At 68.6% G+C, this 18,931-nt stretch carries 18 protein-coding genes and 1 riboswitch; of the genes, 9 read left to right on the top strand and 9 right to left on the bottom strand.

From position 1 onward, the window contains the following. Positions 1 to 79 precede the first annotated feature (79 nt). Positions 80 to 305, top strand: a riboswitch (cobalamin riboswitch). Between the two features lie 118 nt (positions 306 to 423). Both ED208_RS15630 and ED208_RS15625 read left to right on the top strand, forming a co-directional pair. Next, entirely contained in the window at positions 424 to 2,274 is a 1,851-nt protein-coding gene (locus tag ED208_RS15630) for a TonB-dependent receptor domain-containing protein (RefSeq protein WP_123212860.1), read from the top strand. A gap of 103 nt (positions 2,275 to 2,377) precedes the next feature. Continuing rightward, positions 2,378 to 2,917, top strand: coding sequence for a cob(I)yrinic acid a,c-diamide adenosyltransferase (locus ED208_RS15625; RefSeq protein WP_123212859.1), 540 nt, complete (start codon positions 2,378 to 2,380; stop codon positions 2,915 to 2,917). Between the two features lie 4 nt (positions 2,918 to 2,921). Here ED208_RS15625 and ED208_RS15620 read toward each other — a convergent pair whose 3' ends face one another. The 4 genes from ED208_RS15620 to ED208_RS15605 all read right to left on the bottom strand — a co-directional run bounded on the left by ED208_RS15620 (position 2,922) and on the right by ED208_RS15605 (position 6,638). Next, complete coding sequence (locus tag ED208_RS15620) at positions 2,922 to 3,278, bottom strand: Spx/MgsR family RNA polymerase-binding regulatory protein (RefSeq protein ID WP_123212858.1); 357 nt, start codon at positions 3,276 to 3,278, stop codon at positions 2,922 to 2,924. Between the two features lie 10 nt (positions 3,279 to 3,288). After that, positions 3,289 to 4,509: an iron-containing alcohol dehydrogenase gene (locus tag ED208_RS15615; RefSeq protein WP_123212857.1), complete on the bottom strand. Its 1,221-nt coding sequence runs from the start codon at positions 4,507 to 4,509 to the stop codon at positions 3,289 to 3,291. 132 nt (positions 4,510 to 4,641) lie between these two features. Continuing rightward, positions 4,642 to 5,919: a TolC family outer membrane protein gene (locus tag ED208_RS15610; protein ID WP_123212856.1), complete on the bottom strand. Its 1,278-nt coding sequence runs from the start codon at positions 5,917 to 5,919 to the stop codon at positions 4,642 to 4,644. Continuing rightward, positions 5,916 to 6,638 carry a TetR/AcrR family transcriptional regulator gene (locus ED208_RS15605; RefSeq protein WP_148044778.1) on the bottom strand — a complete coding sequence of 241 codons (723 nt, stop codon included), beginning with the start codon at positions 6,636 to 6,638 and terminating at the stop codon, positions 5,916 to 5,918. The genes ED208_RS15610 and ED208_RS15605 overlap by 4 nt, the downstream gene beginning before the upstream one ends. Before the next feature lie 118 nt (positions 6,639 to 6,756). Between ED208_RS15605 and ED208_RS15600 the strand changes: the two genes are divergently transcribed. The 6 genes from ED208_RS15600 to ED208_RS15575 all read left to right on the top strand — a co-directional run bounded on the left by ED208_RS15600 (position 6,757) and on the right by ED208_RS15575 (position 13,347). Then, the gene (locus tag ED208_RS15600) at positions 6,757 to 7,791 is read left to right on the top strand and encodes an HlyD family secretion protein (protein WP_158608589.1); all 1,035 of its coding nucleotides are present in this window, start codon (positions 6,757 to 6,759) and stop codon (positions 7,789 to 7,791) included. Between the two features lie 20 nt (positions 7,792 to 7,811). Next, positions 7,812 to 9,392, top strand: coding sequence for a DHA2 family efflux MFS transporter permease subunit (locus ED208_RS15595; RefSeq protein WP_123212854.1), 1,581 nt, complete (start codon positions 7,812 to 7,814; stop codon positions 9,390 to 9,392). Positions 9,393 to 9,563: 171 nt separating this feature from the next. Continuing rightward, positions 9,564 to 10,106: a thioesterase family protein gene (locus tag ED208_RS15590; RefSeq protein WP_123212853.1), complete on the top strand. Its 543-nt coding sequence runs from the start codon at positions 9,564 to 9,566 to the stop codon at positions 10,104 to 10,106. A gap of 232 nt (positions 10,107 to 10,338) precedes the next feature. After that, entirely contained in the window at positions 10,339 to 11,379 is a 1,041-nt protein-coding gene (locus ED208_RS15585) for a hypothetical protein (protein WP_123212852.1), read from the top strand. Beyond that, a complete protein-coding gene (locus ED208_RS15580; RefSeq protein ID WP_123212851.1) occupies positions 11,372 to 11,890 on the top strand; it encodes an acyl-CoA thioesterase in 519 nt (172 codons plus the stop codon). Before ED208_RS15585 ends, ED208_RS15580 begins: the two co-directional genes overlap by 8 nt. Further along, complete coding sequence (locus tag ED208_RS15575) at positions 11,887 to 13,347, top strand: M20 family peptidase (protein ID WP_123212850.1); 1,461 nt, start codon at positions 11,887 to 11,889, stop codon at positions 13,345 to 13,347. The genes ED208_RS15580 and ED208_RS15575 overlap by 4 nt, the downstream gene beginning before the upstream one ends. 152 nt (positions 13,348 to 13,499) lie before the next feature. Here the strand turns inward: ED208_RS15575 and maiA are convergent, their stop codons facing one another. From maiA to phhA, 5 genes are read right to left on the bottom strand one after another with little or no spacing between them, the layout of a single operon-like run. Continuing rightward, positions 13,500 to 14,150, bottom strand: coding sequence for a maleylacetoacetate isomerase (gene maiA / locus ED208_RS15570; protein WP_123212849.1), 651 nt, complete (start codon positions 14,148 to 14,150; stop codon positions 13,500 to 13,502). 36 nt (positions 14,151 to 14,186) lie between these two features. Then, the gene (locus ED208_RS15565; protein WP_123212848.1) at positions 14,187 to 15,212 is read right to left on the bottom strand and encodes a fumarylacetoacetate hydrolase family protein; all 1,026 of its coding nucleotides are present in this window, start codon (positions 15,210 to 15,212) and stop codon (positions 14,187 to 14,189) included. Positions 15,213 to 15,219: 7 nt separating this feature from the next. After that, positions 15,220 to 16,350 carry a homogentisate 1,2-dioxygenase gene (locus tag ED208_RS15560; protein ID WP_123212847.1) on the bottom strand — a complete coding sequence of 377 codons (1,131 nt, stop codon included), beginning with the start codon at positions 16,348 to 16,350 and terminating at the stop codon, positions 15,220 to 15,222. A 16-nt stretch (positions 16,351 to 16,366) separates the two neighbouring features. Beyond that, on the bottom strand, positions 16,367 to 17,434 hold the full coding sequence (hppD, locus tag ED208_RS15555) for a 4-hydroxyphenylpyruvate dioxygenase (RefSeq protein WP_123212846.1): 1,068 nt from the start codon (positions 17,432 to 17,434) through the stop codon (positions 16,367 to 16,369). Between the two features lie 29 nt (positions 17,435 to 17,463). Further along, complete coding sequence (gene phhA, locus ED208_RS15550) at positions 17,464 to 18,267, bottom strand: phenylalanine 4-monooxygenase (protein ID WP_123212845.1); 804 nt, start codon at positions 18,265 to 18,267, stop codon at positions 17,464 to 17,466. 133 nt (positions 18,268 to 18,400) lie between these two features. Between phhA and ED208_RS15545 the strand changes: the two genes are divergently transcribed. Next, positions 18,401 to 18,865, top strand: a complete 465-nt coding sequence (locus ED208_RS15545) for an Lrp/AsnC family transcriptional regulator (RefSeq protein ID WP_123212844.1) — start codon at positions 18,401 to 18,403, stop codon at positions 18,863 to 18,865. The last annotated feature ends 66 nt before the right edge of the window (positions 18,866 to 18,931 follow it).

Genomic DNA, 18,931 nt, shown 5'->3' with positions numbered 1-18,931 from the left:
AGGGCAGGCTGGCTTTGCGGGGCGCCTAGCTTAAACGGCTCGTCCACTTGCGGGTTTGCACCAGCCTCTCGCCAGCCCTACAGTGCGCCCGCTTGACGGTGCCCCGAGGTGCGATCCCCATCGCCCGAAGGGTTAAACGGGAAGCCGGTGAAAAACCGGCGCTGCCCCCGCAACGGTAAGCAGGAATCGACCTCCTTTGGAGCCACTGGCGCAGCGCGTCGGGAAGGCGGAGGCCGACGAGGGTCCGGCATCGCCGGCGCCCTCAGCCTGCGAGTCCGGAGACCGGCCATCGAGCCAGCACGGATTCGCGGAGGGCGAAGCCGGCGGGGTCGGCTCTCGCTGACCGCGCCGATGCACGTTCTCCCTGGGTCCGCCTTACCCACCTAGGGCCTTGCGGGGACGCAAGGCCGGGAGAAGAGCACCATGAAGCAGTACCCCTACGCGGCCCTGGCCGTGACGCTGTTGAGCCCCAGCCTGAGCCTCGCCGCCGAGCCCACCGCGCTGGATCCGGTGGTGGTCACCGCCACCCGCACCGCCACGCCGGTGTCCGCCGTCAATGCCGCCGTCACCGTCATCGACCGCGAGCAGCTGCGCCTGCTGCAAGCCGGCGACCTGGGCGACGCCCTGGCCCTGGTGGCCGGTATCGACGTGATCCGCAGCGGCGGTCCCGGTCAGTCGCCGCTGACCGTGTTCATCCGCGGCGCCGAGAGCAACCAGACGCTGGTGCTGGTCGACGGCGTGCGCCTCAACGACGGCATCAACAGCCTCGCCGCCATCGAGGACATCCCGCTGGAGTCCATCGAGCGCATCGAGATCGTCAAGGGCCCGCGCTCGGCGCAGTGGGGCGCCGATGCCATCGGCGGCGTGGTCAACATCATCACCCGTGGCCAGTCCGCCAGCGGTCTGCACGGCGAGCTGGCGGCGCGCGCCGGCCGTTACCAGACCCGCGACTACAGCGGCCGGCTCGGCTACCGCGATGCCGACGGCGGTCTCTCGCTGAGCCTGCAACAGCAGGACAGCGACGGCTACCCGCCGTTCGCCGGCTCCAGCCTCAAGGCAGGGCACGAGAACCTGGCGCTGAGCCTCAATGGCGATGCCCAGATCGGTGCCAATCGGTTTGTCGTCAGTCATCTGCAGGCCGAGGGCAACACCGAGTATCTCGGCTCCGCCTTCGCCACCAGCACCAGCCATTACGACTTCAACCGTCGCGCCTCGCGCCTGGCCTGGACGCGGCCGGTGCTGGGTGCCTGGACCAGCAGCCTCGCCCTGCAACTCGGTGGCGATGCCCGTGACGAGCAGCAGCTCGGCTTCGGCAGCCGGCCCGACTACTACCACACCGAGCGACGCGCGCTGGACTGGCAGAACGACCTCGACCTCGGTGCCCACCGGCTCACCGCTGGGCTCAGCTACCAGGATGAAGACACCGAGGCCAGCGTCTCCGACGCCCGCTTCAACGAGTCCACCCTGAGCAAGGCGCTGTTCGTGCAGGACGCGCTGCGGCACGGCGCGTTCAGCGCGCTTGGCGCCCTGCGCTATACCGACCACGACAGCTTCGGCGGCTACACCACCGGTGCCCTCGATCTGGCCTACGACCTGCTGCCCTCGCTCACCGTCGGCATCGGCTACGGCACGGCTTTCCGCGCGCCCAATGCCTCCGAGCGCTTCCTGTCGTTCCCGGCCTTCAGCTTCTTCGCCAATCCCGATCTCGACCCGGAAAAGTCGCGCAACCTCGAAGCCAGCATCAAGGCGCGCCTGGGCCGCTCGCAGACCCTGGCGCTGCATGCCTTCGAGAACAAGATCAAGGACCTGATCGGTACCGCCACCGATGCCAGCTTCAACACCACCTATGTCAACGTCGACAAGGCCAAGATCAGCGGTGTGGAACTGGACTACCAGCTGGCGCTGGCGGCCTGGTCGCTGGGGCTGAACGGATCGCTGCAAAACCCCAAGAACGAGATGACCGGCGAGCGCCTGCTGCGCCGCGCCAGCAAGTCGCTCACTGCCAATCTGAGCCGTCGCATCGGCGAGCACCGTCTGGGGCTCAATGTGCAGGCGGTGGGTGATCGCGACGACGTCGACTTCGGCAGTTTCCCCAGCCAGCCGGTGAAGAACGGCGGCTACACCCTGGTGAATCTGACCGGCGAGTTGAAGCTGCCGCAGGGCTGGAGCCTGTCCGCCAAGGTCGAGAACCTGCTCGACCGCGACTACGTGACGGTGTTCGGCTATCAGCAGTCGGGCCTTGCCACCTACGGCACCCTGCGCTGGACCTGGTAGCCGCAATCGCAGATTGCGGATCGCGGTTCAGGGCGGTACAAGCGGTGGGCGATGGCCTGGACCAGGTCATCGCCCACTCCGAATTCCGAGATCGACCACCGACATGGGCCACCGCCTCTCCAAGATCGTCACCCGCACCGGCGATGCCGGCGAAACCGGCCTCGCCACCGGCGAGCGCATCGCCAAGACCCATGCCCGCGTCGATGCCATGGGCCATGTCGACGAGCTGAACTGCTGCCTGGGCCTGCTGCTGGCGGTCGAGCTGCCGGAGCCCGTGCGCGCGGCACTGGCGCCCTGTCAGCACGAGCTGTTCAACCTCGGCGGCGAGCTATCCATGCCGCCAGCCCAGCTGATCACCGAAGCGCATGTGCTGCGCCTGGATCAATGCCTCAGCGACCTCAACGAAAGCCTGCCGCCGCTGAAGGAGTTCGTGTTGCCGGGTGGTGGCGAAGCGGCGGCCCGGGCGCATCTGGCGCGCGCGGTCGCGCGCCGTGTCGAGCGGGCGCTGTGGGTTTTGAATGCGCAAGAGCCGGTCAACCTCCACGGCCTGCACTACGCCAATCGCCTGTCCGACCTGCTGTTCGTCTGCTGCCGCGTGCTGGCGCGCGGCGAGGCGGGCGAGGTGAGCTGGAAGCGCGGTTAGCGCTTTAGGCCAGCTGCGCGAGTACGGCCTCTTCCTCGCCTTTCGGGAAGCCGATGGAGAGCGGCTTTCCATCGCGCTCGAATACCGGCCGCTTAACCAGCGAAGGCTCCTTCGCCAGCAGCGTGGCGGCATTGGCGGCGGTGAGTCCGGCCTGGGTGGCGGTGTCTAGCTTGCGCCAAGTGGTGCCCTTGCGGTTGACCACGGTGTCCAGGCCAAGAGCGTCGATCCAGTGCTGGGCGGTCGCTGCACTCAGGCCCTCGAGCTTGAAGTCATGGAAGCGATGCTCGATGCCGGCCTCGCGCAGGCGCGTCAGCGCGCGCTGCACGGTGTCGCAGTTCTTGATGCCGTAGACGCTCAGCATCGGCTCGTGCTCAGGCAGCGGCAGGCAGCATGCCGCGCAGGAAGTTTTCGCACTCCGGCTTGTCCATGTAGCGCGGCACCGCGTAGGTCCAGTGCGCTTCGGCCAGGGCCTTATCGGTGATCGCCGGGATGTCGCTGGCCTTGAGCTTGTCGACCTGGGTCGGAATGCCGAAGTCGGCGTTGAGCTTGCGCACATGGGCGATGAACTTGTCGGCCAGTTGCACCTCGCTCTCGCCGCCCTGCTTCAGGCCGCTGACCTCGGCCAGCTTGGCCAGGCGCGGCGTGCAGTCGGGCTTGGAGAAGTCCAGCACGCGCGGCAGCACGATGGCGTTGGCCAGCCCGTGCGGCAGGTGGTAGTAGGCGCCGAAGTTGTGGGCGATGGCGTGCACGTAGCCGACGCCGGCGGTGGTGAAGGCCACGCCGGCCTTGAACGAGGCCAGCGCCATGTTCTGACGCGCCTCGACATTGCTGCCGTTGTGCACCGCCTCCGGCAGGTTCTGCATGATCAGCCGGGTGGCTTCCAGCGCTTCGGCGTCGGTGGCCGGGGTGTGGTTGCGGGAGATGTAGGCCTCGACCGCGTGGGTCAGCGCATCCATGCCGGTGGCGGCGGTGATCGGTGCCGGCAGGCCGGTCATCAGCGCGCCGTCCAGGCAGGCGCCGATCGGCACCAGCTTGGGGTCCATGATCGCGAACTTGCGGGTGGTGGACGGATCGCTCACCACCGCCGCGATGGTCACTTCCGAGCCGGTGCCGGCGGTGGTCGGCACCGCGTACAGCGGCATGGGCTTGAACAGCACCCGCATCAGGCCGGCCATGTGCACGATCTTGTGCGGGTTCCTGGCGCGCGCGGCGATCACCTTGGCGGCGTCGATGGAGCTGCCGCCGCCGATGGCGAGGATGGCCGTGCAGCCTTCCTTCTTCAGCATCGCGAGGCCGGTTTCAATCTGTTCGATGGTCGGGTTGGGCAGCACGCCGTCGTAGACCACGTACTGGATCCCGAGCTGGCGCAGCTTTTCCTCCATCGGCTTGAGCAGGCCGATCTTCACCAGCATCGCGTCGGTGACGATCAGCAGGCTCTTCACCCCGGTTTTTGCGATGTGCTCGCAGAGCTGTAGCGAGGAGCCGGGACCGCTGAACAGCTCCGGGGTGCGGAAGGTCAGCAGCTTGGTGGACCACTTCAGCAGGAACTGGAAGATCTTGTAGACCAGCACCTTGAGCGAGAACGGGATCATGCGGAGGCTTCCGGCAAAGGGATGAAAGGGTAGGCCCACCTTCGGGTGGCGGGCTCGGGCGGCGCATAGTCCACCCCGCTCGGGGCCGGCGGTCAATAGCGCTAGCGGCCAAGTTTCGTCGGCCGGGCGGCTTCAGTCGGGCACGTTTTCCAGTTCCAGCTTGCCGCAGGCGGCCAGCAGGCGGAAGGCGGTGACCGCGCGGTCGCGCTGGGCGCCGACCAGATTGACCTGGGCGCTGAGCAGGTCGCGCTCGGCGTCGAGCAGATCCAGCGTGGTGCGGCTGCCCACCTTCAGCTCCTTGCCGACACCGTCCAGCGCCAGCTCGGCGGCGCGCACCTGCGACTGGTAGGCGGCGATCACCGGGCCGGAGGCGCGCAGCAGCTCCCATTCGCGGGCGGCGGTTTCGGCGTAATAGGCCTCGGTGTCGGCAGCGGCGTACTGGGCGCTGCTGGCCTTGGCGCTGGCCTCGCGCACGCGGGCATTGACCAGGCCGCCGGTGAGGATGGGCACTTGCAGCTTCAACTGCACCGCCCAGGTGGAGAGGCGGTCGTAGCCGAAGTCGCTGTCGTCCTGGGTGCCGGCGCGGGCGTCGAGCGAGAGCTTGGGCAGGCGCTCGGCGGCGGCGGCGCGGATCTGTCCCTGCGCGGCGCGGCTGCTGTGCTGCGCCGACAGCACGCCCGGCGCGGTGTGCGACTGGCTGATGGCTTCCTCGCGGCTGGTGGCGGTGGCGATGAACTCCGGCCAGGGCGCGTCGAGATCGGCCGGCAGCGTGCCGAGCAGGCGGGTGAGTGCGATCTCGGAAGCACGCAATTGCGCCTGGCTGCGTTCGACATTGGCCGCCGCCTCGGCGAGCCGCGCCTCGGCGAGGGCCAGATCGGTGCGGGTCGCCTCGCCGGCCTGGTAGCGCTTATCGACGTCGCCGCGCGCCTGCGTCAGCGTCTCGCGGTTGACCGTGGACAGACGTAGGGTCTCGCGGTCGCGCTTCACGTCGAGATAGGCGGTGAGGGTGGCGAGGATCAGCTTGCCGCCGACATCGCGACGCTTCTCCAGCGCCGCTTCCACCGCGCGGCGGGCGGAGTCTTCCAGCGCCGCCGTGCGGCCGCCGGTGTACAGCGGCTGGCTGGCGGCGAGCGAGAAGCTGCTCGGCGTGCGCACGCCGGAGGCCGGGAAGGGCGCATCGGTCTCGAAGTCGGAGCGACCGACATCGGCGGCGAAGCCCAGGCTCAGGCTGCTGCCGGCGCGCGCCACGGTCTCGCCGGCGCGGGCGGCCTCGATCTCGGCCTCGCTCTGGTCGAAGCGCGGGTCGTGGTGCAGAGCGGCGGTGGCGGCGGCGCGCAGGCTCAGGGCCTGCGCCGGTGCGCAGGCGGCGAACAGGGCAAGCGCGGCGAGGCGGGTCAGATTTGGCGTCATGAGCGGCTCCGGGCCGGTTTCTTGTTGGGTGTCGCGGGCGGCTGGCAGCCGTACAGGAACAGGCGCACGGCCTGTTCGACGAAAGCATGAGGCGTGATCGTCAGCGCCAGCGGCGAGAGGCCGAACAGGCTGCGGAACTGGCAATGGCCCTTCATCAGCGTGATGAACTGGATGGCGGCGAAGTCCGGGTCCGGCGCGTGCATGTGGCCGCCGGCGTGGCAGTGCGCGAAGAAGGCGGCGAGCTGCTGGCGGGCGCGCTTCGGGCCGTTGTCATAGAACTGCTGGGCTAGTGCCGGGAAGCGGGTGGCCTCGGCGATGATCGCGCGCATCAGGCGCACGCCGTTGGGATCGGTGAACAGCTTGAAGAAGCGCAGGCCGAAGGCGCGCAGCGTGCTTTCCAGGTCGCCTTCGATGCTCGTAGGGATCGCGACATTGCGCAGGAAGCGCTCGCAGCCATTGACCACCATCTGCTCGAACAGGCCTTCCTTGCTGCCGAAGTAGCTGTACAGGCTGGCCTTGCTGCCGCCGACCCGCTGGATCACTGCCTCCAGCGAGGCGCCGGCGTAGCCGTGCTCCAGGAATACCGCCTGCGCGGCGCTGAGCATGGCCTCGCGACGCCGCTCGCCGCGCGCATTGGTGCGCGGCGCCGACGCGGCCGCTTCCGCCTTGCGGCGGACGCTGGCGGCGGGGCTTGCGGTGCTGTTGACGGGCTTGGGCATCGCGCTTGAAGTGAACTGTACTGTTCGTTACAGTACCAATCACCACCCGCTGCCGCAAGCCGGCCGGGATCGGGCACGCAAGGTCGACAAACCCGCAGTAACAACAAGGAAGCACGCGATGGCTGCCAACAAGATCGTCCGCACGGTTGTACTGGGTGCCCTGGCCGTGGGCGCCGTCGCCTTCGGGCTGCACTGGTGGCAGACCGGCCGCTGGCTGGAGTCCACCGACAACGCCTATGTGCGCGCCGACATCGCGGTGATCACCCCGCGCGTCGCCGGCGAGATCGTCGAAGTGGCGGTACGCGAGAACCAGTTGGTGAAGAAGGGCGAGGTGCTGGTGCGCATCGACCCGCGCGACTACCAGGCGCGGCTCGCCAACGCCCAGGCACAGGTCGCCCAGGCCGAGGCGGCACTCCTCGCCAACAGCCGTCAGCAGGAGATGCAGGTGGCGATGATCGACGAGGCGCGCGCCAGCCTGAACGCCGCCGAGGCCGACCGTGTGCGGGTGCGCAAGGACTACGAGCGCGCCAGCTCGCTGGTGAAGGACGGCGTCGCCACCCAGGCGCGGCTCGATACCGCCAGCGCCGGCTACCAGTCCGCCCAGGCAACGGTCACCCGTGGCAGCGCCGCGCTGAAGGCGGCGCGCACCCAGGTCGGCACGCTGGAAGCCGAGCGGGCGCGCCTGGAAGCGCAGTTGCAGGCGGCCAAGGCCGCCGAGCAGTTATCCGCGCTGGATCTCGAAGCCACGGTGTTGCGCGCGCCCGGCGATGGCCTGGTCGGCAATCTCGCCGCCAAGCTCGGCGAGCGGGTCAGCCCGGGCCTGCGCCTGCTGTCGCTGGTCGCCGCCGGCCCGGTCTGGGTGGAAGCCAATTTCAAGGAAACCCAGCTCACCCATGTCGTCGTCGGCCAGCCGGTGCTGGTGCACGTCGATGCCTTCCCCGATACCGAGATCCAGGGCCGGGTGGAGAGCGTCGCGCCGGCCTCGGGTGCTGAATTCGCGCTGCTGCCTGCTGACAACGCCACCGGCAACTTCACCAAGATCGTCCAGCGCGTGCCGGTGAAGGTGACGCTGGAAGTGCCGGCCGCACTGGCCGACAAGCTGCGCTCGGGCATGAGCGTGGAAGCCGAGATCAATACCAAGCCGCAGGGCTAGGTGGTTCGCGGAGCGGCGCCATGAACGACGACGGACAGCTCCTCAGCGAGGAAGAGCGCAAGGCCGCCTACCGCCGCGCCTGGTTCGGCTTCATCGCCATGATGTTCGGCAACTTCATGGCGATCCTCGACATCCAGATCGTCGCCAGCTCGCTGAAGGAGATCCAGGCCGGCCTCTCGGCCAGCGCCGACGAGCTGACCTGGGTGCAGACCAGCTACCTGATCGCCGAGGTCATCGCGATTCCGCTGTCGGGCTATCTGTCGCGGATGATGTCCACGCGCATCTACTTCGTCATCAGCGCCATCGGTTTCACGCTCGCCAGCCTGCTCTGCGCCTTTGCCTGGAACATCGAGAGCATGATCGTGTTCCGCGTGCTGCAGGGCTTTCTCGGCGGCGGCATGATCCCGACCACCCTGGGCGCGATCTTCCTCCTGTTCCCGCCCGAGAAGCGGCAGTTGCCGACCGTGCTGGTCGGTCTGGTGATGACCACCGCGCCGGCGCTGGGGCCGACCCTGGGCGGCTATCTCACCGCCGCGTTCTCCTGGCACTGGCTGTTCTTCATCAACATCATCCCCGGCACCCTGCTGTCCATCGTCGTCTGGCAGTACGTGCGCTTCGACAAGCCCGACTGGTCGCTGCTGCGCAAGATCGACCTCTGGGGCTTGCTGGGCATGGCGCTGTTCCTCGGCAGTCTGGAGTTCGTGCTCGACGAAGGTCCGCGTCATGACTGGTTCGAGGACGAGCTGGTCTGGCGCATGTTCTGGGTGATGCTGGCCGGCGCGGCGCTGTTCTTCTGGCGTGCGTTCAGCGCCGAGCATCCCATCGTCGAGCTGCGTACCTACAAGAACCGCAACTTCGTGTTCGGTTCGATCGCTGCTTTCGTGGTCGGCGTGATGATCTTCGGCATGGTCTATCTGGTGCCGACCTTCCTCGGCGGCGTGCGCGGCTACAACAGCCTGCAGATCGGCCAGACCATGATGGTGATGGGCGTGGCGATGTTCTCCAGCGCGCCGCTGGTGGGCCGTCTCGCCACCAAGCTGGACCTGCGCCTGCTGCTCGCCTACGGCCTGTCGATGGTCGCCGCCGGCACCTACCTCAACGCCCATCTCACTGCCGACTCCGGCTTCTGGCAGTTCTTCTGGCCGCAGGTGATGCGCGGCCACGGCTTCATGTTCTGCATGATCACCATGACCGGCCTGGCGATGGGCACCCTGTCACCAGACCAGGTGAAGAACGGCTCCGGCCTGTTCAATCTCATGCGCAATCTTGGCGGCGCCATCGGCCTGGCGCTGATCAACACCGGCCTGCACGAGCGCAGTTGGTTCCACTACGCGCACCTGTCCGCCTCCATCAACGACGCCCGCGCGCCGGTGCAGGAAGCGCTCAGCAACGGCAGCGCGCTGCTGCGGCCGGAACTGGGCGGCGATGCCGGCGCCGCCACGCTCGGCCGCATCGCCGGTCTGGTGCAGCAGCAGGCGGCGATCATGAGCTTCAACGACGTGATGCTGGTGATGTCCCTGCTCTGCGCCCTGGCGGTGCTGCTGCTGCCGTTTGCCGACAAGCCGCAGATGCTCGGTGCTGCGGCTGGCGGTGCGCACTAGCCGCACCCTTCCGGCCCTGCGGGCCACCTCCCCTGCTAGCAGGGGAGGCAGACGCTGGAGGCGACCCTGTTTCGCCTCCCCTGCTGCGCAGGGGAGGTGGCGCCGCAGGCGACGGAGGGGTCGGCCCTCTCCGGCCGAAAACCCGATTTCCCATAGCCCCCGAGTCCTTCCATGAGCCTGTTCATTCGTCTGTTTCTGGTGCTGTTCTTCCAGTCGCGCGGCAAGACCGCCGGCATTCTGGATTCCACCGTCGTGCACTCGCGGGTGATGCCCAATGACCTCGATCTCAACCGCCATGTGAACAACGGCCGGGTGTTCACCTTCGCCGATCTCGGCCGCATGGACTGGTTCACCCGCACCGGCTGCCTGAAGGCGGCGCTGAAGAACGGCTGGATGCCGATCATCGGCGACGCCACCGGCCGCTTCATCAAGCAGCTCACCCTGTTCGAGCGCTTCAGCGTCGAGAGCCGCATGCTCGGCTGGGGCGAGAAGTGGGCGTTCATGGAGCACCGCATCCTCAACGCCCGTGGTGAGCTGGCCGGCGTGGTGGTGATCCGCGGCATGTTCTGGAGCCGCAAGCAGGGCGCGGTGGCGCCGCAGCGGCTGCTGGCCGCCACCGGCCAGACCGTGCAGGCCTCGCCGGCGCTGCCGGAGTGGGTGCAGACCTGGGCGGCGAGTCTGGAGCAGCTCAGCGCCGCCGCCCGCCGCAGCTAGGAATACCCTGCGCAAGTCGTCATTCCGGCGAAAGCCGGAATCCAGGCCCTGATAAGGCGTTGAACCTGCTGGTACTGGATGCCGGCTTTCGCCGGCATGTCGGAGTGTCTTGGGCTTGTGTCGCCCCTACCCGGGCTGATCCCCCGCCCGACACTAGGCGCTGTTCCTCAGTCTGGGCTAACCTTGCGCCGCTACCACCAGCGGTAGTTAAGACAGGCTTGGGGGACACAATATGTTGACGTCGCTCATCGCCGTCCTGGTGTTGCTGGTGATCGGCTTCTATGCCGCCACCATTGCCGCCGTCGGCCGCGCCGGGGTGGGCGAGGCCCAGCTTCCCCGCAGTCGCCGACTGGCTCTGGCCCTGGCCGGGGTGTCCGCCCTGGGCCTGGCCTACGCCATCTACCGGCACCCCATCGGCAGCGGCGATCCGCTCACCCAGGCCAGCGCCGGCAACTGGACCGCGCCAGCCGCGCCCCTGCCGAAGGACGGCCAGCTTGCCGCTGAGATGGCCGCCGACCGTCCGACGCCGGAGCTGCCCGCGCCCGAGCCGGCCCCAGTCAGCGAGCCGGCCGCGCAGCCCGCCGCAGCCGCACCGGCGGCGGTGAGCGAACCCAGCGCCGTTGCCGTTGCGGAGCCGCCGGTCGAGGCGCCGCGCAGCATCCCACCCGCCGAGCCGGCGGCCAGTCCGGAGCTATCTGCTTCGGCGGCGGCCATGGAGGCCGAGCTGCTGCGTCGGCGTCAGGGGCTGACGACCCTGCCTGGCGAGCCGGAGCCCGCTGCCTTCGCCGCGCCGGAGCCGGCCGTCCGGGCCGCGTCCGCTACACCCGTCGTGACCGCCTCGGCGCCGGCTCCGGCCGTCAAGATGACCCCCGCTGCGCCCGCCAGCGCGCCGCGCGCCGCGCCGAAAGCCGCAGCCCCGGTCGTGGCCCGCAGCCGCAGCCCCGGTGTCGCGCCTCTGGGCTATGCGCCCCTGACCATCCTCGTCCAGAACCAGCTGGGCGCGGTGCAGCAGAGCGAGCGCCTAGCGCTGCTGATCGAAGGCAAGCGCGTCGCCAGCTTCGAGATCACCGAGGCGGCGCCGAGCATCTCGCTGCCGATCCGGCTGCCGCGTCCCGGCCTGCTGCACTACCGCATCGAGGGCGAGAGCATTCAGGGGCAGCGCATCGGCCTGCAGGGCGAGGGCTGCATCCGCGTGGTCGAGGGTGCTCGCTTCCAGGTGCGTCGTCGCGGCAGCGACAGCCGCCAGGTTTTTCTGGAGACGGTGAATGGCTGAATCCGCCGCCCGCAGCGTCGCCTCGACCGCGCTGCACGAGCAGGTCTACATGGTGTTCCCCAACGACCTCAACTCCAACGACACCGTGTTCGGCGGCCTGATCATGGCGCAGATGGACCGCATCGCCGCCGTGGTCGCCGACCGTCATGCCGGTGGCGTCTGCGTCACTGCCAGCGTCGATGCCGTGCACTTCCTGGCGCCGGCGCGCAAGGGCGACGTGCTGGTGTTCGCCGCCAGCGTCAACCGCGCCTGGACCACCTCGATGGAGGTGGGCGTGCGGGTCGAGGCCGAGTGCATCGGCACCACCGACCGCCGCCACATCCTGTCCGCCTACCTCACCTTCGTGGCGCTCGATGCCGCCGGCAAGCCGCGTCCGGTGCCGGCGCTGCTGGCCGAGAGCGAGGCCGAGCGGCGCCGTTTTGAGGAAGCCCAGTTGCGCCGCGCCTCGCGCCTGCGCCATGCCGAGGATCTGCGGCAGTTGCGCGCCGCCAGTCAGGAGGAGACGAGATGAGCAAGAAGCTCTGGTGGCTGCTGCCGGCCGGTCTGCTGGGACTGGCGGGTGTGGTGGCCCTGCGCACCGTCAGCCTGCAGGCAGCGGCGGCGCCCGCCGCCGCTGGCACCGCGCTACCCGACGCCATCGACGGCGCCCGTCTGGCGCAACACTTGGGCGAGGCGATCCGCTTCCGCACCGTCACCCACCAGGACCCGCAGCAGGACGAGTTGCCCGAGTGGCAGCGCCTGCACGACTGGCTGGCCTTGACCTACCCGGCCGCGCACGCAGCGATGCGCCGCGAAGTGCTGGACGGCCGCAGCCTGCTCTACACCTGGCCTGGCCGCGACGCGGCCCGCGCGCCGATCCTGCTGATGGCGCACCAGGACGTGGTGCCGGTCTCGCCCGGCACCGAGGGCGACTGGCAGCAGGCGCCGTTCTCCGGCGCGGTCGAGGGCGGCTATGTCTGGGGCCGTGGCGCCGCCGACGACAAGGGCTCGCTGGTCGCCCTGTTCGAGGCCGCCGAATCGCTGGCCGCCAGCGGCTTTGTTCCGGCGCGCACGGTGCTGTTCGCCTTCGGCCACAACGAAGAGGTGCTGGGCTCCGGCGCCAAGGCCATCGCCGAGCACCTGCAAGCCCAGGGCATCAAGCCGGAATACGTGCTCGACGAGGGCATGCTGGTGATCGAAGACCATCCGGTCACCGGCGCGCCGGTGGCCCTGGTCGGCATCGCCGAGAAGGGCTACGCGACCCTGCGGGTCACGGCGCGCGCACCCGGCGGACATTCCTCGATGCCGCCGCCGGAGACTGCGGTGGCGACGCTGGCGGCGGCGATCACCGCCATCACCGGCGATCCCTTCCCGCTCGACTACTCCGGCCCGGCGCGCGAAATGCTGGAGCAACTGGCGCCGCACGGTGGCCTGGGCATCCGCATGGCGGTCGCCAATAGCTGGTTGTTCCAGCCGCTGCTGGAGCGGCAGATCGCCGCCACGCCCTCGGGCGCGGCGCTGCTGCACACCACGATGGCGCCGACCATGCTGGAAGGTTCGCCGAAGGAGAACGTGCTGCCGCAGACCGCGATGGCGCGCATCAACTACCGCCTGCACCCGCGCGATAGCGCGGCCTCGGCGCTGGCACGCGCCCAACAGGCGGTGGGCAGTCTGCCGGTGACGCTGGAATGGGAAGGCACGCCCAATGAACCCTCGCCGGTGTCGTCCACCGCATCGCCGGCCTACCAGGCCATCGCCGCGCTGGCGGCGGAATTCAGCGGCGCTCCGGTGGCACCTGCGCTGGTGCTGGGCGGCACCGACAGCCGGGTGTTCAGCGGCCGCGCCGAGGATGTCTACCGCTTCCAGCCGGTGCGCCTGAAGCTCGCCGAGCTCGACATGATCCACGGCACCAACGAGCGGCTGTCGATCGACAACCTCGACCGCATGGCCGAGTTCTATCGGGCGCTGATCGCGAAGACCGCCGGCTAGGGTGGGTACTGCTACACGCCCTGCGTCATTCCGGCGCAAGCCGGAATCCAGTACCCGCTAGGGTTTCCCAGCTTGAAGGACTGGATGCCGGCTGCCGCCGGTATGACGACAGTTGGTCGGTGCATAAGTCGAAGACGCTCAGGAAAATCGCATCAACCCGGCTGCGCATCCGGCTGCTGATCCGGATGCGCGGCGATGAAGGCCGGCAGGGACTCCAGCCGCGCCGCGAGCGCCATCAGGCGCGGATAGCGCGCCAGATCGGCGCCGAAGCGCCGCGCTGCGTAGACCTGCGGCACCAGGCAGCAATCGGCAATGCCGGGGCTATCGCCGAACACCGCGCTCTCCAGTGGCTGGTCGGCGACTTCCGCTTCCAGCGCACTCAGGCCACGGTCGATCCAGTGCCGTATCCAGGTCTCGCGCTGCCTCTCGTCCACGCCCAGGGTCTTGCTCAGGTAGCCGAGCGGGCCGAGGTTGTGCAGCGGCTGGATGTCGGCGTTGATCGCCTCGCAGAACTGCCAGGCGCGCGCCGCTTCGCGCGGCTCGGCGGAAACCAGTGGGCGCTCCGGAAAGCGCGCGTCGAGATAGCGCAGGATCGCTAGCGACTGGCCGAGCTTGAAGTCGCCGTCGATCAGCAGCGGCACCCGGCCCTCGGGGTTGATCGCCCGGTAGCCGGCGGCGTGCTGCTCGCCGCCGTCCTTCACCAGATGCACCGGCCGGTACTCGTAGTCCAGGCCCTTGAGCGCCAGGGCGATGCGCACGCGGTAGCTCGCCGAGGAGCGCCAGTAGCTGTAGAGCGTCAACATGGTTGGTGAGTCTCCGTACTTGGGGCGGAGCATGTATCAGGCGCCGGGATGGCGCTCGACGCGCTGCTCGATGGCGCCAAAGATCGAACGGCCCTGCGCATCGCACATCTCGATTTTTACGGTGTCGCCAAAGCGCAGAAAGGGTGTCTGAGGTTTGCCCAGGCGCAGGGTTTCCACCGTGCGCAGCTCGGCCAGGCAGGAATAGCCCAGCCCGCCCTCGGCCACCGGCCGGCCCGGACCGCCGTCGGCGTCGCGGTTGCTGACGGTGCCGCTGCCGATGATCGAACCCGCCGCCAGCGGCCGGGTCTTGGCGGCGTGGGCGACCAACTGGCCGAAGTCGAAGTTCATGTCCACACCGGCGTCCGGCGCACCCAGCGGCGCTCCGTTGAGCCAGGACAGCAGCGGCCGGTGCAGACGCGCCTCGCGCCAGGCCTCGCCGAGTTCGTCCGGCGTCACCGCCAGCGGCGAGAAGGCGCTGGACGGCTTGCTCTGGAAAAAGCCGAAGCCCTTGGCCAGCTCGTTCGGGATGAGATTGCGCAGCGAGACATCGTTGACCAGCATCAGCAGACGGATGTGGCCGCGCGCCGCCTCCGGCGAGACCGCCATCGGTACGTCGTCGGTAATCACCGCGACTTCAGCTTCGAGGTCGATGCCGTAGTCCTCGCTCATCGCCGCAATCGGCGCAGTCGGCGCCAGGAAGCTGTCGCTGCCGCCCTGGTACATCAGCGGATCGGTCCAGAAGCTTGCCGGCATCTCGGCGCCGCGCGCCTTGCGCACCAGCTCGACGTGATTGACGTAGGCCGAGCCATCCGCCCACTGGTAGGCGCGTGGCAGCGGCGAGAGCAGGCGGCTGGCGTCGTAGGGCAGGCTGGTCTCGCAGCGCTCGCCGGCGCACAGCGCGGCATAGCGCTCGGCCATCAGCGGCGACAGACGCGGCCAGTCATCGAGCAGGGCTTGCAGTGTCGGCGCGAGGTCTGGCACCGGCAGCATGCGTTGCAGATCGCGGCTGACCAGGAGCAACTGGCCGTCGCGGCTGCCGGTGGCGAGGGTGGCGAATTTCATGGTGGCTCTAGGGCTGGCGCCAGGAAAGGTGGTAGTCGGGGTTCTCGACCTGGCTGGCGGCGGCGCCGATCTCCAGCGCGTCGCGGGTGTCGATCATCACCGCGTATTCGTCAGTGGCCGGCTTGCTCTGCACCAGCATCTTGCCCAGGGCCTTGGGATGCGGGCCGTGGGTGAAGCCGCAGGGGTGCAGGGTGAGCATGCCGGCGTGGATGTTGTCGCGGCTGAAGAAGTCGCCCGCGTGGTAGAACAAGACCTCGTCGTAGTCGTCGTTGTTGTGGAAGAACGGCACCTTGATCGCGCCCGGATCGGTCTCGAAGGGGCGCGGTGCGAAAGTGCAGACCACGAAGCGGTTCGCCACGAAGGTGGTGTGCGCCGAAGGCGGCAGGTGGTAGCGCGCCGACACCAGCGGGCGGAGGTCGCGCACATTGACGCGTACCGGGTGCAGAGTGCCGTGCCAGCCCAGCGCGTCCAGCGGGTTGTAGGGATAGTGGACGGTGGAGAGCGCGTTGCGGCGCTTGATCCGCACCTGCCACTCGCCCGGTTCCGCCGCCTGTGCCTTGAAAGCGGCGTCGAGCGCCGGGATGTCGAACATCGCCGGGTCGAAGATCGCGTGTTCGCCGAGCAGGCCCTTGTCCGGCAACTGGTAGCTGCTGTTGCTGGCCTCGATCAGCAGCAGGGTGATGGGCGCCGCGCATTCGATGCGCCACATCGTGCCGCGCGGCAGCAGCACATAGTCGCCGGCTTCGATGGCGAGATGGCCGTAGTCGCAAAACAGCGCGGCGCGGCCGGCGTGGACGAACAGCAGCTCGTCGCCGTCGCTGTTGCGCGCCAGGTGATCCATCGAAGCCGTGCAAGTCCATTGCCGCAGCCGCACATGGGCATTGAACAGCAGCTCGTGGGCATCCCAGGGTGAGGCGCCGCCGGGGCCGAGCTGGGCGGCATCGAAGGCGCGCGGCCGTAGCGGGCCTTCCCAACTGGTCCAGCCGGTGGGTGGACGCGGATGGATCATGTGGCTGGCCGGGCCGAAGAAGCCCTCCTTGCCCAACTCGCGTTCCACCGTGCCCGGCGGCAGGTCGGCATGCGCCTGGCGCGAGGCCAGGCCCTCGATGTGCGGACGGTGGATCCACTTGCGGGTCATGGCCGGCTCCCTGGCGCTAGACCGCTTCGGTCTTGAGCACGCCGCGCTTGATCTGGTCTTCCTCGATGGACTCGAACAGCGCGCGGAAATTGCCCTCGCCGAAGCCCTCGTTACCCTTGCGCTGGATGATCTCGAAGAAGATCGGACCGATCACCGTGCTGGTGAAGATCTGCAGCAGGATGCCCTCCACCGGCGCGCCGTCGATCAGGATCTTCAGTTCCTTGAGCTGGGCGACGCTCTCGCCGTGGTTGAGCACGCGGCTGTCGACCTTGTCGTAATAGGTATCCGGCGTATCCATGAACACCACGCCACGGTGCTTGAGCGCGGACACGGTCTCGTAGATGTCGGGCGTGGACAGTGCGATGTGCTGGATGCCCTCGCCGCGATACTGCTTGAGGAATTCCTCGATCTGGCTGTGCTCGTCGGCCGATTCGTTGATCGGGATGCGGATCTTGCCGCAGGGGCTGGTCATCGCCTTGCTGAACAGGCCGGTCTGCTTGCCCTCGATGTCGAAGTAGCGGATCTGCCGGAAGTTGGCGATGCGCTCGTAGAAGCCGGCCCACAGGTCCATGTTGCCGCGCTCGACGTTGTGGGTGAGATGGTCGATCTCGGTGAGGCCGACGCCCACCGGGCGCTTGTCGACGCCGGGGAAGAACACGAAGTCCACGTCGTAGATGTCGTGGCCGGTCTTGCGGTCGGCGAAGTAGAGCACCGAGTTGCCGATGCCGTAGACGCTGGGCAGGCGCAGTTCCATGAAGCCGGGCTTGGCGTCGAAGGCCACCGCGCCCTGGCTGATCGCGTGCGCGTAGGCGGCCGGCGCGTCGGCCACGCGCCAGCCCATCGCGCAGGCGCTGGGGCCGTGCGCCTGCGCGAACTGCGCGAAGTGCGTGTAGGGCGTGCCGTTGACCAGGAAGTTGATGCCGCCCTGGCGGAACAGGGTCACGTCCTTGCTGCGGTGCCGGGCGACGGCGGTGAAGCCCATCATCTCGAACAGCCGGTGCAGCTGCTGGATGCCGGCGGCGCTGGGCGCGGTGAATTCGACGAACTCGAAGCCTTCGGTGGCGAGCGGGTTGAGGTGGCTCATGGGGGATTCCTGCGATGGATCAACGGGGATCAGGCCGCGAGTGGCGGCTTGGGCGCATAGAGGGCTTCCAGCAGGCCGAGGGCGCGGGCCTCCTGGACTTTCGCCATCAGGTCGAGCTGGGTCAGGCGCGAGAGGTCGGCCAGCTCTTCGATCACGTAGTAGAGCGGCTGCATGATGTCGATGCGATAGGGCGTGCGCAGCACCTCGGTGAGCGCAAAGCGTTTGCGCAGCGCGACGTTGGAGCGATAGGCGTACTCGGTCTCGCCGATCGAGCTGAGGATGCCGCCGCCGTAGATGCGCAGGTCCTGCCCCGGCTTTTGCAGCAGGCCGAATTCGACGGTGAACCAGTAAAGGCGCGCGAGGTAGACGCGGTCCTCGCGGCTGGCGGCGAGGCCGAGCTGGCCGTAGCGGTGGGTGAAGTCGGCGAAGTGCGGGTTGGTGAGCAGCGGCGTGTGGCCGAACAGCTCGTGGAAGATGTCAGGCTCCTGCAGATAGTCCAGCTCCTCGCGGCGGCGCACGAAGGTGGCGGCGGGGAACTGCTTGTTGGCGAGCAGGCGGAAGAACTCGCCGAAGGGGATCAGCGCCGGCACGTAGGCGACCTCCCAGCCGGTCTCGCGCTTCAACACCCTGCTGATCTCCGGCAGTTGCGGCACCCGGTCCCTGGGCATGCCGATCTGCTCCAGGCCGTAGAGAAATTCCTCGCAGGCCTTGCCCTGGATGGCCTGCTCCTGACGCGCGTACAGCTCCGCCCAGATCGCGTTTTCCTCGTCGCCGTAGCGCACCAGGCCGGTCTCGTCGGGCAGGCGCGAGACGTAGTTGCTGGCCTTGCTCATCGCAGTCTCCTCCTGGGGCCGGTTCTGGGAGCCACTGTAGCGCGAAGCCGCTGGCGGTTCCTTGCAAAGTCCGGCGCCGGAACCGATGCTTGCGCAGCAATCCGCTAGCAAATATCCAAAAATCGCCATAAACATGCGCGCTGATCTCGACCGCACCGACCTACGCATCCTCCGCGAGCTGCAGCGCGACGGCCGCCTGCCGGTGGTGGCCCTGGCCGAGAAGGTGGCGCTGTCGGCCACCGCCTGCCAGCGGCGGGTGAAGAAGCTGGAAGACGCCGGGGTGATCGAGCGCTACGCCGCCGTGCTCAGCCCGGTGGCGCTGGGGCAGACGCTGGAGGCCTTCGTGCGGGTCGCCATCGAGCGCCAGTCCAAGGACGCCAGCCAGGCGTTTCAGGAAGCGATCCGCCGCCGGCCGGAGGTGCGCGCCTGCTATGTGATGACCGGCGATCAGGACTATCTGCTGCATGTGCAGGTCGCCGATCTCCAGGCTTTCGCGGAGTTTTCCATGCAGGTGCTGATCGGCCTGCCCGGCGTGCGCGACGTGCGCTCCTCGCTGGTGCTGGAGGCGATCAAGCGCGACGAGGGCTTGCCGCTGTAGGCTGGCTGGCGCGACGCTAGCCGCGCCGGCTGCATCCCTCATTCACTCATCGAGCCCAGGTCCGTC

Source organism: Stagnimonas aquatica, assembly GCF_003730135.1.
In the GTDB taxonomy this organism is placed as follows: domain Bacteria; phylum Pseudomonadota; class Gammaproteobacteria; order Nevskiales; family Nevskiaceae; genus Stagnimonas; species Stagnimonas aquatica.
The sequence above is the reverse complement of the archived record's forward strand: the minus strand, read 5'-3'. Positions and strand labels throughout refer to the sequence as shown.